This is a genomic window from Pelagicoccus sp. SDUM812002, from assembly GCF_031127835.1.
Lineage (GTDB): Bacteria > Verrucomicrobiota > Verrucomicrobiia > Opitutales > Opitutaceae > Pelagicoccus.
Window position 1 is genome coordinate 130,261 of the sequence record NZ_JARXHX010000002.1, and the last position, 14,694, is coordinate 144,954.

The 14,694-nt window shown below is 54.3% G+C and carries 9 protein-coding genes; 2 read left to right on the forward strand and 7 right to left on the reverse strand.

What is annotated here, in order from left to right:
- The first annotated feature begins 132 nt into the window (after nucleotides 1–132).
- Complete coding sequence (locus tag QEH53_RS04255; RefSeq protein ID WP_309021890.1) at nucleotides 133–1,452, forward strand: TAXI family TRAP transporter solute-binding subunit; 1,320 nt, start codon at nucleotides 133–135, stop codon at nucleotides 1,450–1,452.
- A gap of 470 nt (nucleotides 1,453–1,922) precedes the next feature.
- Nucleotides 1,923–6,341 (forward strand): PAS domain S-box protein, encoded by a 4,419-nt coding sequence (locus QEH53_RS04260; protein WP_309021891.1) that lies wholly within the window; start codon nucleotides 1,923–1,925, stop codon nucleotides 6,339–6,341.
- Here the strand turns inward: QEH53_RS04260 and QEH53_RS04265 are convergent.
- The 7 genes from QEH53_RS04265 to QEH53_RS04295 form a co-directional block, all read right to left on the reverse strand.
- Nucleotides 6,319–7,488 (reverse strand): GAF domain-containing sensor histidine kinase, encoded by a 1,170-nt coding sequence (locus tag QEH53_RS04265; RefSeq protein WP_309021892.1) that lies wholly within the window; start codon nucleotides 7,486–7,488, stop codon nucleotides 6,319–6,321. The two genes, QEH53_RS04260 and QEH53_RS04265, sit on opposite strands and share 23 nt — an antisense overlap.
- 288 nt (nucleotides 7,489–7,776) lie before the next feature.
- On the reverse strand, nucleotides 7,777–8,892 hold the full coding sequence (locus QEH53_RS04270) for a hypothetical protein (RefSeq protein WP_309021893.1): 1,116 nt from the start codon (nucleotides 8,890–8,892) through the stop codon (nucleotides 7,777–7,779).
- Nucleotides 8,893–8,899: 7 nt separating this feature from the next.
- The gene (locus tag QEH53_RS04275) at nucleotides 8,900–9,169 is read right to left on the reverse strand and encodes a MoaD/ThiS family protein (RefSeq protein ID WP_309021894.1); all 270 of its coding nucleotides are present in this window, start codon (nucleotides 9,167–9,169) and stop codon (nucleotides 8,900–8,902) included.
- Nucleotides 9,170–9,312: 143 nt separating this feature from the next.
- Nucleotides 9,313–10,911, reverse strand: a complete 1,599-nt coding sequence (locus tag QEH53_RS04280; protein ID WP_309021895.1) for a S8 family serine peptidase — start codon at nucleotides 10,909–10,911, stop codon at nucleotides 9,313–9,315.
- 127 nt (nucleotides 10,912–11,038) lie between these two features.
- Entirely contained in the window at nucleotides 11,039–12,775 is a 1,737-nt protein-coding gene (locus QEH53_RS04285; RefSeq protein ID WP_309021896.1) for a hypothetical protein, read from the reverse strand.
- Between the two features lie 45 nt (nucleotides 12,776–12,820).
- Nucleotides 12,821–13,117, reverse strand: coding sequence for an STAS domain-containing protein (locus QEH53_RS04290; protein ID WP_309021897.1), 297 nt, complete (start codon nucleotides 13,115–13,117; stop codon nucleotides 12,821–12,823).
- A 12-nt stretch (nucleotides 13,118–13,129) separates the two neighbouring features.
- On the reverse strand, nucleotides 13,130–14,692 hold the full coding sequence (locus QEH53_RS04295; protein ID WP_309021898.1) for a response regulator: 1,563 nt from the start codon (nucleotides 14,690–14,692) through the stop codon (nucleotides 13,130–13,132).
- Between the last annotated feature and the right edge of the window lie 2 nt (nucleotides 14,693–14,694).

The following is a 14,694-nucleotide window of genomic DNA, read 5'->3' on the forward strand; positions in this document are numbered from 1 at the left end:
AAGGTGGGACGTTAAGGATATCCGAACGGGTTACCGTTTCACTCAAATCTCAGTTGGTGGTGTCCGCAAACCTAGTTGGGTGGATCGTTATTATGCTTTCTCTCTAGATCAGGATCTGGCAATGATTCGTCCGTGACTCTCTCGAAGACATTTATAAAAGCGAACATCTGGGCCATCGCTGGTGTAGCGGTGCTGGTGACCGTTTTATTTCAATTCGTTGATCCGGCTCCGCCGAAAGAAATCACCATAGCGAGCGGGAGCGAGACGGGGCGTTATTTCGAGTTGGCCCATCGCCTGAAAGATGAGCTGCGACAGGAAGGGGTGAGCTTGAACGTCCTCACCACTGCTGGCTCCCAGGATAACTTGGAGCGACTGACGGCGGAGGACAGCCCGGTATCCATCGCTTTCGTGCAGAGCGGTATGGAGGAGATTTTTGATGCGGGCGAAACGTCGCTGCACGGTCTGACGAGTTTGTACTACGAGCCGATTTGGCTGATCTATCGTAAGTCGTTGGAGGTCGAGTATGTCTCGGATTTAAGGAATCGAAGGATCGCGGTGGGCGAGCAGGGGAGTGGGACTAAGGCGGTCGCCGAATTTCTTTTAAACGAGAACGGGCTGCTTTTCGGAGCGGGCAAAACGGAACGGGTAGAAGTTGGTGGAGAAGACGCCGTAACTCTCCTGGAATCTGGCGAAATCGATGCGGGATTTTTCATGGTTTCGGCCGGGAGCGAGATGATCCTTCGCTTGATCGGGATCGAGGGCTTCGAGTTCCTGAATATGCGGCGACACGAGGCCTACCGGGCCCGGTATCGTTCCCTCACGAGCGTGCCGATCACGGAAGGCTTGCTGGATTTGAAGCAGAATCTGCCTCCAGAGGATCGCATGGTGTTGGCCGCGGTAGCGACCTTGGTGGTGAACGATAAGTTTCATCCGTCGCTGACGCCGATCGTTTTGGAGGCTATGCGGCGAGTCGTATCCAACGGTGGAGTCCTTGAGCAACGAGACGAGTTTCCTTCTGGAGAGAACGTGGGATATCCGCTGACCAAGGAAGCTGATCATTATTTTGAATACGGACCTCCTTTCTTGCTGCGCTTCATGCCATTTTGGGCAGCTTCTTTAGTGGATCGGTTGGTTATATTGATTATTCCGCTTTTGGTTATTCTAATCCCATTGGGAAAGTTGGCTGGTCCAGTATACAGATGGCGGATACGATCTCGAATTTACAAATGGTATAAATACCTTCGCGAAACAGACCAGAAAATCGTAGGTGGCACTATTCAGGATAACTTGGATATGGAGCGGGAGCGCTTGGAGAAACTGGAGAACGAACTGGCTTCAGTGGAGGTGCCGCTGTCGTATTCGGACGAGCTCTACCACTTGCGTCAGCATGTTGAGTACGTGTCGCGGAGGTTAAAAGCCATCGAGGCGGGGCGGTCGGAAGCAAAGGAGTAAGGAAGGTTCAGTCGACGACAATCGTGTAAGAGCGTCCAGTTTTCGTCACGGTGATCGCCTATCCCTTCAGAATGCCACGCAAATCGAGTTCATTATTCTGTAGGCGTTAATTGAAGACGAATGTCTTAAGCTCGTATGCGATTACTAAATGAATACGGGATGGAGTGGATCGGTAAGCACCGCCTCCCATTTGAATGGCACTGAAGTGATTTGCAAATTGCAGCGTAGATTCACTCGGCAGGGGGCGACGCACGAGATAGTGGTTGTCTGCACTGGTGGTAACACAGACTTCCAACCCGAGGCGATTTGAATGTTGCTAAACGTACTTGAAAGGTGACCGTTTGGAGGGCAGACAAGGTTATCGAATAGGGTGAGAGGGTGACCTTTTCTATAACGGTCTTGCAGTGGGACCAGGCTGCTATTGTGGCAGTATTTTTTTAAGTAGGGAATTGAGACAGGCGTGCGAGTATATGGAAGGATCGAAAACTAAAAAGGCTTACCAGACAGAAGCGGAGAGGCGTCTCGGCGCGGTGCCACATTTTTTCAACCTTGCTCCGGAGAAGACGGGGATATCCGAAAACCTGTGGGCTGCGGCGAAGTTTGGCTATTTCGACAACCCGCTTCCGTCTCTTTTTAAGGAAAGGCTTTTTGTGTACTTGTCGCGATTCTGCGAGGTGCGTTACTGCATCGCTCGCCATGTCGGGTTCTTGATTGGGATGGGTAATCCATCTGGAGATACCGATTGCACGGCGGAGACGGTGGAGCATGTGATCGATTTGATCCGCAGTCCTCTACCGCGGGACGAGGACTTGGCGGCTTGCCTGCAGCTTCTCGACGTTTTGGATGAGCCGTATGATGATCTTCCAGAGACTCGTTCTCCGGAAGAGGAAGCTATCCTCGCGTGTGCCTCCCATGTCTTTCTGCAGTCTCGGCATGCGACCCGTTGTTACGCCACGTTGCAGCGAGTGTTCGACGAGGACTCGTTTCAGCAACTGTTGTTGTTTCTCACCTTTGTACGGATGGCCCATTTTTGGACGACCGTTCACCCGGAGTTGAAGTTAGAGGACGATATCGCTCAGTTGCTCTCGGTCCAAGAGCATTTGGCGGAGTGCATCCTGAGCGATCCGGAATCTACTGCCGAGATGCATTCCAAGATTGTAAGCGAGGAGCTGGAGGCGTTGCGCAAGGAGAGCAAGCAAGCGAGGCTCTTGGAAACGACCTTAGCCAGCATTGGCGATGCTGTGATCGCAGCGGATACTCAAGGTCGAGTGACTCTTCTAAACCCGGAAGCGGTGGCATTAACAGGGTATTCCACTGAAGAAGCGCTCGGCAAATCTCTCGAGGAGGTTTTTTGCCGAGACGATACGGGGGAACGAGGTGATCTACCACTGTCGTTGGGCGAAAACGAAGGCGAGTGCATCATCGTAGCCAAGGACGGGATGAAGCGTCCGGTTGAGAAGACGGTATCGGCGATTCGCGACAAGGCCGGTTCGGACTTGGGCAGCGTCTTGGTGTTTCGAGATATCACGGAAAGGACGAGGCACGATAAATTGTTGGATGAACGTGCCAAACTAGCGGGTTTTGGCCGAGATGTGGGACTTGCCTTGACGAGCGAGAGTACGCTTGGGGCGATGTTGCAAAAATGCACGGAGTCCATGGTTAGCCAGTTCGACGCTAGTTTTGCTCGAATCTGGATTGCGAGCGAAGAGGATGATGTGCTCGAATTGAAGGCGAGCTCGGGGTTGTACACCCACATGGATGGCGAGCACAGCCGCATGCGTATAGGCGAGTTCAAGATCGGTCTCATTGCGCAGGAACGAAAGCCGCATCTGACGAACTCCGTGGTGGGAGATTCAAGGGTGCACGATCAGGATTGGGCGAGGAAGCATGGGTTGGTTTCTTTTGCTGGGTACCCTCTCATGATTGAGGATCGAGTCCTTGGGGTGATGGCAATGTTTTCGAGACACCCGCTTTCGGATGCGGCCTTGGAGGCTATGGAGTCGGTAGCGAGCGGGATCGCTCTTGGGGTTGAGCGAATGCGATCTGAGGAGCGTCTTCGTGAGAGCGAGCTGCGATATCGCTTGGTTGGCCAAGCCGCGAATGACGCGATTTGGGACTGGGATCTTTTGACGGATCAAGTCGTTTGGAACGATGGAATGTTCGGCCAGTTCGGCTACGAAGCGCGTGATGTGAATAGCGCTTCTTCATGGTGGCTGGAGAGAATTCACACGGACGACAGAAAACGGGTTGGGGACGATATCCACGCGCTGATTGAAAGTGGCCAGTCGCTATGGAAAGCAGAGTACCGGTTTCAGAGAGCGGACGGTTCGTATGCTTCGGTCTTCGATCGAGGTCGAGTGGTGCAGGATTCCCGCGGCCGGGCGGTTCGAATGGTGGGATCGATGCTCGATATATCCGAACGAAAGCAAATCGAGAGACGCCAAGCATTTTTAGCTGATCTCGCTTCCGCCACCGAGTTGGTAGAGGACCCGGATGTGGTGACCTTTTTAATGTCACGCATGCTGGCGGAGTATCTGGAGGTGAACCAGTGCGCTTACTTGGAGATCAAGGATTCGGAATCGATCGTCGTGATGAACGATTATTCCCGAGGTGTTCCCAGCCCGAGCGGGACTTGGCCATTGAAACTCTTAGGGGCTGAGTGTCAGAGCCTCCTGTTCGCTAATCAACCCATTGTCGTGTGCGATGTCGAGAGCGACGATCGAATCAGTAGCGAGGTTGTCAAAGGGTGTCAAAGTCTGGGAATTCGGTCGGCGATTGGCGTTCCGTTGCACAAGAACGGCAAGTTCACGGCGGGGATGGGTGTTAGCAGCATGCGGCCGCGCCAGTGGACTGCAGATGAGATTGAGGTGGTCCAGATCGTGGCGGGACGTTGTTGGGAGTCTTTGGAGCGCTCGCGAGCTCAGCGTGGTTTACGGGAGAGCGAAGAGCGCGTCCGGATGGCGGTGCAAGCAGCTGACATAGGTACCTGGGACCTCGAACTTTCTACCGGCGTGCTTCGATGGTCGGACCGCTGTAAGGAGGTTTTCGGCCTGAGCCATGACGCTCCCATCGATTACGATGTTTTTCTTTCCCTCCTCCATCCAGACGACCGAGAGCGAACTGACGCGGCGGTGCAGCGGGCGTTCGATCCAAAGGGCGATGGTTTTTACAAGATCGACTATCGGGTGATCTGGCCGGATGGGAGCGTGCGCTGGATCGTGGCGAGCGGAGAGGCGATATTTCGCGAAGTGAAATCGAAACGCGAGGCGGTGCGCTTTGTGGGTACTGTGTTGGATATCACAGATCGAAAGGAAGCGGAGGCGCGGCTGCAGGCGAGCGAGCGATTCACGCGGACCATCCTGGAGAACACTCCAGACTGCATCAAGGTCATGGACCCTCAGGGCCGCTTGCAAATGATGAACAAGCACGGGCTTCTCTTGATGGGTATCGAGGACTTCTCCAAAGTGAGAGGCATGGAGTGGTGGTCTCTCTGGCCGGAAGAAGGTCGGGAGCGCCTGCGCGAAGCGGTTCAGCTCGCTCGAACTGGCGCTACGGATCGATTTCAAGCTGCCTGTCCATCGCCCGCTGGCGACCCTCGCTGGTGGGATGTCGTCGTGGCGCCAGTGGTCAGTGAATCGGGGAAAATCTCTCGGCTTATCGCGGTGCGGCGAGACGTGTCGTTGCAGAAAGCGACGGAGGAGCAATTGAGGGAATTGGCGGCTCGCTTGTCCAATGCCGACCAGCGGAAGGACGAGTTTTTGGCGACGCTGGCGCACGAGTTGAGAAATCCGTTGGCCCCGATTCGCTCGGGCTTGGAAGTGATGAAGATGGCGCGGGCGGACGAATCCATGTTCGAAGAAGTGCGCGAAATGATGGAGCGGCAAACCTTGCAGCTGATAACGTTGGTCGACGATCTTCTGGATGTATCGCGGATCACGCTGGGCAAGCTAGAGTTGCGAAAGAGTCGAGTAGAGCTTGCCTCGATATTGACGAGTGCCCAGGAGGCTTCGCGACCTTTGGTGGAAGCGGCCGATCACCGTCTGAGGGTAGTGATGCCAAGTCGCCCGATTTATATCGATGCGGATCCGAATCGGATGGCTCAGATCATCTCGAACCTATTGAATAACGCCGCTAAATACACCCCTAGGGGAGGCGAGATTGAATTGTCGGTCGAATTGATCGGCGAAGAGGTAGAGGTGAAGGTTCGCGATAACGGGATTGGCATTCCCGAGGGAATGAAGGAGCAGATCTTCGAAATGTTCGCTCAAGTAGACCGGTCGTTTGAGAACTCCTATGTAGGGCTTGGTATTGGTCTGACTTTGGTAAAATCGCTTGTAGAAATGCACGGCGGCCGGGTGGGGCTCGAAAGCGACGGTGAAGGAAAGGGGAGCTCGTTTAGCGTGCGTTTACCGGCATTACCGGAGGAGCGTAAGCCGGAGGGGCCAGGCGCGATGGAAAGCGACGGTGCTAGCGAATTGAAGAGGCGAGTTCTCGTGGTCGACGATAATGAGGCAGCGGCCAAGATGTTAGCTCTAGTGGTCAAGATGTTGGGCAATGAAGTGCGGACTGCAGCCGATGGAGTAGAGGCGATCGAAATCGCAGCCGACTATTTGCCGGAGGTCATACTGATGGACTTAGGGATGCCGCGCATGAGTGGAGACGAGGCGGCCCGCCATATTCGCAAGCAACCTTGGGGGAAGGATATGTTTCTGGTCGCATTGACGGGATGGGGGCAGGAAAAGGACCGCCAGCGCACAGCGGAGGCCGGTTTCGATCGCCACCTCGTTAAGCCCTCGGAGCCGGACGAGTTGCGCAAGGTCTTGCGAGAGGCTGACGAGGCGAAAGAGAAGCGTATCAAAGATCGTTTTACAAAGGGAGACACACGGTGAACTGCGTCCCATTTTCGTCTGAATCGAGATGTATCGTACCTTGATGGGCTTTGACGATTTCCGCGCAGATGTAGAGTCCGAGGCCCAGACCTTTGCGTTCTCCGTGGTTTCCTTTGGTGAACGGGTGAAACAGCGCGGACTGTTCTTTTCTAGGTATGGCGGCGCCTCCATTGCGAACCCGCAAGCGGAGATTGGGGCCGACTGCTTCGACCCAGACGTCCACGCCTTGGTCCGAAGGGCTGTGCGTAAGTGCATTGCCGAGCAAGTTGGTTACTAATTGGCGGAAGCGAATGGGGCTCAACGTGGCTTCGACATCTGTGGAGGCTTGGATGCAGATCTCACGGTCCGGATGAGAGATTTTGAGCTCGGACGTAACATCTCCCAGAATGGCCTTGGGGGCGACGGCTGTCTTGTCGCCAATGTCGAGGCCGTTTCCAAGTCGGCACCTTGAAAAGTCGCAGAGGTCCTCGATCATTTGATTCATGTGAACCGCGCTTTCGTAAGAAACTTCTGCCAGTTCTAGCTGATCGGGATCGCTCAACATTTCAGTCAGTAATTTAGCTGCGAAGGTAATGCTCGTGAGCGGAGACCTCAAGTCGTGGCCGAGTATCGCGATGAATTGTTCTCGGAGGACGCCGAGGGCGCGCTCGTCGTCGAGTTCGAATTGGGCGGTCTCAAGCGATTCCTCGATTTTAAGCTGTCGAGAAATGAGTTCGGCGAAAAGCCCGAGCGATGTCACAACTTTCGGAGGAAGTTGAGCGGGGGAGGAGTCGATGGCGCAGAGCGTTCCGAACACCTTGCCATCCGTCCGGTAGATAGGGAGGGCGATGTAGCTCTCGATCTGGTAAAGTTTAGGAGTATTGTGGGAGCAGTAGAAGGGATCGTTAGAAGCGTGCTCGATCACGATGGCTTTCTCGTTGTCGTGTACCTCCTTGCAGAGGGTTGTAGCGACATCGAGTTGATCCCCGACGCTAAGTCCAAAGCCCATTTTGTCGTTTATGGCACAAGCCGTCCATGAGCTCGAATCAACACGGGCGACAAATGTCATTCTCATACCGGTGAGCTCAGCCATGGCTTCCAGGATGACTGGGAGTGAGCTGATACGATTGATCGCAGCGATGTCGTCTAGGATGGGTGTGGATTCCATCTGATTTTGTATTAAGCGTGACCGTAGCCAGCGCGAGTCTTTATCCGGGGATTTTGTCTCCTTTGACTTAAGTGTGAGCGTGTTAAGGGAAACCGAAGAAAAAGGTTATATACTCTTTAGACCGTGGTTTATCGATTTGAGCCGCACTTGAACTACATCAGAACGAGTGTTCTCTGGCATCACTCCTTCCGTTCGGCGCCGTTGGTACACTCGCAGAATAAGTGTGTGGCGTACCGTGCTGAGTGGCACAAGTTCCTTCGTGAGGGAAGGAAGCTGCAGCCTTGCGAATCAGAAATAACTAACGCTGTGGATGGGAGGTAGGGTGCTGGAAGCGATGGTCCAGATGTCACCGTGGTTCTTGGTGGTCCAGAGATTGCCAGTGGTACTGCCCATTGCGAGTTGGTGGCCACTTTCGTCGATCGCAAGTGCGTGTCGATAGACGAGATCGTAGGCATGCGTTTGCGGTAATCCTTCACTTAGCGCTTCGAAGCTTTCCCCACCGTCTCGGGTTCTGGTGACCACGAGTTTTCCGTTTACGGGGATGCGTTGCTCATCCTTGATGGCAGGGACGAACCAGGCTGTATCCGGATTTTGGGGATGTACGGCAGCGGCGAATCCGAAGACACTGGGACCGGCTTCTTGTATTTCGGCGAAACTTTTTCCTCCGTCGACCGATTTGAAGATTCCGTTGTGGTGTTGTATCCAGAGGTGGTCGGGTGATGAAGGACATTGGACCATGATATGCGGATCTTGGGCCACCGGGTCGAAAGCCTGATCGGGAGGGAGATAGTCGTTTCTCAAGCCTTGTCCGATGAGGGACCAGCTTGCCCCGTCGTCAGTGGTTTCCCAAACGCCGCCACAGGAGATGGCGACCGTGATGTGGCTCGAATTGCGAGGATCGACGCAAATGGAGTGGATTCCCGGATAGTCGTAGCCGCCGCCCATCCACTTGGCTCGCTCGGGCACGTCCCAGAGCGACTGGACGAGAGTCCAGTTGTCACCGTGGTCGTCCGACCTGAAGAGGCCTCCTGGGAGAGTGCCGCACCAGAGTCGACCCGGCTGATCAGCTCCCCCGGGAACGAGGGCCCAGATGAGCTCCAGTTTCCAAGGTATCTCGATCCCACGCATGGGGCAGCGGTCGGGCTCTCGTTCGTCAGGAAAATCTGGATACGTCGGGGTACTTATTTCATGCCAATCCGGTTTTACGTTGGTCTTTCGGTGAAGTTTCACTCCGAAATGGCCGTGGTTGAGCGCTGCATAACTATGCCCGCTTCGCGGGTCCACTATGGCGAGTGTGACGGAATCGCCAAGGAAGGCGGAGGATTGTATATTCCACTGATGGGGAGCAGATTGACCGAGGGTGAAGAGGCCCTTGCGAGTGCTCACGAGTAGTTTATTAGACATGTATGAGTTATCCTCCGGATAGGGCTTGCATGATGAATATTTCGTCGTGGTCCTCCACGGGCTGGGCGAATTGTTTGCGATCTCGGATGGCTTGCCCGTTCACGAGGATAGCCATGTGTCGGTGGAGTGAGCCTTGATCGTCGAGCACGTAACCTTTGAGTCGCGGGTGTTGGGAGAACACGAGATCTAAGGCTTCGGCGACAGTGGATGCGGCAACGACTTGTTCGGGACAGTCGACATGGCGGCGTAGATTCGAGGTGAAAGATACCTTGGGCACAGAGCGGAGAATCTAGAAATGAAGTTAAGCTTTTGGCAATGCTGGAGAGAGTGAAGTTCTGGTTTCGGAAATTCTCAGACGGCTTGATCCTTTGCGTGCCAGAGGATTTGGTTGGGTTGCTTGGTAGAAGTCGCTCCTTCAGCTTAGGGGCTGGGCCTTGGTTTGATTGGATGCAGGATCGCCTGCAGGGTGTTATTTTCGACCTTCTGATCTGAGCTGGTCCTACCTAGGCTTACTGCTGCGGAGATGGGGTAGCCCTCCTCGAGTTCGCTCGATCCTAAGGTGAGCATGTGGCTGGCGCTTTGTCCGGGCTCCAGGGCACCGAGGTAGATTTCCTGGGTGATGCCATTTGGCAAAGTATAGCTGAGGCTTGCGGTGGGGATAGATTCAGTGCCGCGGTTTTGAGCGGTTAGGTAAAGGGTGTGTGGCTCGTCTTCGTTTGGGTTGGGTGCGAGGTAAATATCTGCGAGGGCGAGATCGGTATAGGATGTATTTGATGCAAGACTACGTTGTAAATCAATATAACCGAGACCCAGATGCCGGTCGGCACCGGGTAATCCGCTGTCGTTAGCGTTTGCGATGAGGATCTGTGCAGCTTTCTCTACGGAGATATCGAGCTCGGAGCTTATAACGGCGATTGCTCCTGAAACGTAGGGCGCCGAGGCGGAGGTGCCTGTGAAGCTAATCCATTTCTCTTCCTCCCAGGCTGCGTAGACGCCGACTCCCGGCGCTGCTAAGTCGATAGAGTCGCTCTGATTGGAGAAAGAGGTGGGGTGTCCCTCCGCGTCGATCGCAGCAACGGTGATTACAGAATCGTAGGCTGCAGGATAGGGTAAGGTGGCGGCGCTCTCGTTACCTGCGGAAGCGACGAGGACCACGCCTTGTGAGTTCGCATACGAGATGGCGTTGGCTAGCGCTTGGTTGGTGCCGTAGCTACCAAGACTCATGTTTATAATATTCGCGCCGGCATCTACAGCTTGCACGATGGCTGTAGATAGCGAGTAGACATCTCCCAATCCATCCGAATCCAGAACCTGGATACTTATGAGGTCGGCTTTGGGAGCGATTCCAATGCCGTCTTGCCCTGCGATAAGCGAGGCAACCGCAGTTCCGTGTGAGAGGTAGTCTTGACTGGAAGCTGTGCTGATTTGAGTGAGTTTTACTGTGTTGAATGTACTGTGATTACGGATACCAGTGTCGAGCACGGCGATTTTAACCCCTTGGCCCGCAGCGCTGCTGTTCTGAACTGCGTTCATGAAGGTCATCGCGCCACCGCCGAAAGCCTTGTCTTGGACTAACGTATCGGTGGCGATGGGCATGGGGGGGAGTAAAGTGAAATTATTGTCGGATTGGGCGTTTGGGGCTAACGTCTGAAGATCAATGTCTGCGGTGGTTCGAATTCGCAGCGATCTTAATGTGTCGTTTTGGGCGAGAACCTCGATTCCATTGAGCGCACGCGCGAGGAAGCGGCGATAGTCGGTCTGGTTTGAGAAAGAAAGTATCTGTTCGTTCGCTATGGAGTGGCTGGGGCTCGCGGTGCCGCGACGGGTTTTCCCTAGCGGGTCGATGACGGGCTCAAGAGTTTCAGAAGGAGCGCCTTCGGGCGGTTGTGCCCCGAACGGCTCAGCGGAGATCTCGCTTGAGTTATCGTCTTGGCTGCGTAGCCAGAGCCAGGAGGTCACAGAAAGAATCAACACGCAGAGTGCAGTGGCGATTGCTGGGGGTAGGGGTCGACAGTCCATAAGGGGAGGCGAAGCCGCTAGGATGAAGAGGCTCCGCCGCCGAGACTAGCTTCGAGTGTGAGTTTGATAGAATATTCGGATGGCATGGCGTATCGGCTCATGCATCCGCTAGATGTCAGTAGTTGTCCTAGAAGAGCTCAATGTTGTCGCAGCTGAGCGACTTGGAGGAAGCGGCACGGCTTTCAAGGCGTTTGTCTATTTCGAGATCGAATGCTTGGGTTTGGTCCGCGTTGTGGATGCGGGTGTGCATGGCTCCTCGTTTTTCATTTAGGAGGCTGTCTATCTCGGCTTCGATTTTCAGTCGCAGGGCGGGCTTGAGCTTCTCGAGATTAGCTTGGGCGCGAAGATCTCTCGCGAATTGGTCGAGGGTATCGGTCTGATCGACGAGCCGGGATAGGCTTTCGGTGTCCTCATTGGAGAAGCTTGTTACGATCTGGCTCAGGCTTGCCACGATCTCGAGGGAGTGGAGGGTGCTGTCGCGTAGCTTGTGCAGGTCTGCCTCCAGGCCGGGAGCGAGCTTTTCAACGTGGGCGAGCTGGGTTTTCGCATCGTCCCACTCGGACTGGATGGTTCCCACGAGCTCTTCGATGGCTTCGTGCAGCTTGTTGATTTGGCTGGCGGTGCAGTTTCCGAGATGGCGGAGTTCCGCGGAAATGTCTGCGGTTCGGGCGGCGAGGACTTCCAATCCGCTTCCTTCGCCGACTTGTATGGATCTGACCTGAGCGTTGAGGGCGATGAACTGAATCTTGATCGAAACTTCGAAGACGATGGCAGACAGTTCCTTGGTCAGGGTTTGGACGGGCTGAATAGCGTCCCGAGAGTCCTGGGAGAGTCGGATGCTATGGGTGAGCATGGAGCGAATCGATTCGAGCGATTCCAAGAGGATCTGCACCATGCCATCGGCGGAGGCGGTGATGTTCTCGAACTGATCCATAGTGGTGGCTGATCGGTAGAGCTCCTTCGCCCGGTAGTCGATCGCGTTGAGACCGTCGTTGAGCTCGTTGGAGGATTGTCGAATCTCCTCGGCCGCGGTCTCGATTTGGGTGGCCGTGTAAACCAGCCAGCTGCATTGCGAGACTTCCTCTGGTTTTCGGCCGAGGTCGCGAAGGATCGTCTCGCATCTCTGGCGGATGATGTCCTCGTACTGTAGCGACATGACGAGTTTTCCGATAGCTTGCTCGAAGCCGTCGGCGTGTTGGTCGAGATCAGCGGAGCAGCGAGAGTTACTTTCGATCTGCTGCTTCAGGTCTTTGATGGCGTTGGCGATTTCGGCCTGTTTTCCGGAAATGAGTTTCGATTGTAATTTGCGCTCACTCTGGGTGTTCTTCTCTGCGGTTACGATGGCGTTGCGGGCATCCTGCAGGTTCTTGATGTTTTTCTGGAATGTTTCGTCGACCAGAACGTGAAGGTGGGAGATTTCTTCAGCGACGGAGTGGAAGGTTTGGCGGTTTTCCTCCGATAGTTGCGAGGCCTCGATCTTGAAGAAAACGAGCATGAACTTGAGGGGTTCGAGCGAGGAAACCATGTCGTTTTGCATTTGCAGCAGTCCGCCCGCGCTTTGTTGGCTGTCCAGCATGAGCTCTTGGTTTCGCGGTTGGTGATCGAGGCAGCCGTTCAGGAAGCTCATGGGGGACTCGAGGACCTCCGCTACCTGCAGCAAGAGTTTCGTGCTGTCGTTTTGTCCTCCTGCTGAATCGAGCAGCACTTCGCAGTCTTCGCGAAGGCGTTTCGTCTTCTCGTCGATCAAGTCCAGGTTGTTGCTGATGCCACGAAAGACGTCCTCCACCTCCCTGATCGTACGGTGTATATGGCTTCTCAGGTCTGTCCACTGAACCACTCGTTCCTGCTTTTGAAACAAGCTCATGCGGAGGGGGGGTAATCGGTCTTTGATACGTTTTAGCACGGTTGTTCAGGGGCCGACGATTTCTGCCTTTTGGTCGAGACGAGTGAATGTACAAATGCGTTTGAGGCTATTGTTGCCGATCAGCATGCGTACCCGGGCTTTGCGAGCGGCTACCGTTTTTATTGCTTTAACGATAACGTTGAGCCCAACGGAATCGACCAGGCGGGATGCGCGCAGGTCTAGGTTTAGTATTCCATTTTCAGATACGTTTTGGATGATGGACTCAATGCGAGACCAATGAAGGCTCGCGTTGGTACTGACGATGTCGCCGTCGACTTTGTAGGTTTGGGAGTCTCGTTGCATTTGCTGGCTGCTTTAGATTGCTAAGTTGAGTTTGGGTTCGCATTCGAACTCCATGAGCACGGATGATCCATGGTTTGAAACGTCGATGCGGCTGGGGATTGATTGCATCATGATGAGGCCTCGATGCTCAGGAATCAGGTTTTCCGATGCATTCTCTCCATGAGTCTCCCAGTCGAAGTTGTGGCCAGAGCCTTCGTCTCGAATTTGTATCGATATTTTGGATAGATCGTGCGATCGGGAAAGTCGCAGGGACGTTGCCAACTCTGGCGAAGCGTGGCAGCCGTGCTTGAGCGCATTGATGAGTCCTTCGCGCAGGCAAACGAGTATGTCGGAGAGAAGTTCGCTGTCGATTTGTGGAGCGACGATACGTATGCTTTTTTCGCAGTACTCTTGTATGCTGTCTATATCGCCGATGCGATCGCCGCTTAGGTCGAGCGAAATGAGAGGGATCATCGGCTCAACGCCCTGAGGCGTGCTCGGTGTCTTCACCCGAACGACCGCTATGTCGTCCGTAGATTTTGCCATCATGCTCGAGGATCCGCGGCTTTTGTCGAGAAGCCTGTCTGCGAGAGCGAGCGGATCGATGCCGACGCATTCGGCGAGGTCGCTCAGGCCATCGGTCCAGGTGCAAATGTATCCAGGTTTATAAGACGAATTCTTACTGTGGAACGTTTGATCAAACCAACCCAGTGGGGAGAAACCGTCCTCCAGTCCCACGCTGGAGGCGAAGCCGTCTAGACCAGCAATCATGGGGTGGGGGGCACCTGCGTTGATAAAGGAGAGGGTTTCGTTCTCTTTGTCAAAAATGAGCGAGTTAGCGGAAAGGGAGTGTCCGATCAGATCTTCGCGAATCCACTCGTTCATCAAGATGTGATTGAAATATTCGAAGACCGTCTCCATGGATCCCTCGTTCTTGAGCATGCCGCGGGCGAGCCCGTGAAAGTAGTTTGACTGCAACGCGGAAGAGAGTTCGTGACCCGAAGCGTCTGAGACAAGCAAGGCTTTCCGCTCGTTTTGTAAGGGGATTACAGATACGAAATCTCCGCTGGCATGTGACTTAGAGATGAAGAAAAATTCGATATCGGCCCACTCGGCATTAAGCTGCTTCTGCAGTAAGATTCTTTGGTTTTCGCCAAGTTTGTTCGCTTCGCATTCGGTGGATCGAAGGCCCCGTAAGTGTTTGGTTTTGAGAACCGCATCCTTGGCTGTTTGCTTGAGCTTTCTCGGGTTGATCGGTTTCTGGATGAAACCGCAGCCGTTTATCTGGATCAGGTTCTCAAGGATTCTGCGTTCACCGTCCACCGTCATAAGAATCACGGAAAGCGTTGGGTCCTCCAGACTGATGTACTTCAAAAACTCCAGTCCATTTTCTCCAGGCATCCAATAGTCGGAGATGATGAGGTCGAAGTGGGAAAATCCAAACGTCTCGATGCAGTCGCGGGCCTCTTTGGCGGATGGTGCTTGCTCCACGCAGTACCCGAGTCGACGCAACAGTGCCCCAACCAGCGTTCTCGTGCTGTTGTCGTCGTCGACCAAGAGTAGATTTCCGGATTGGGAGCGGGTAGTTGCATCCATAG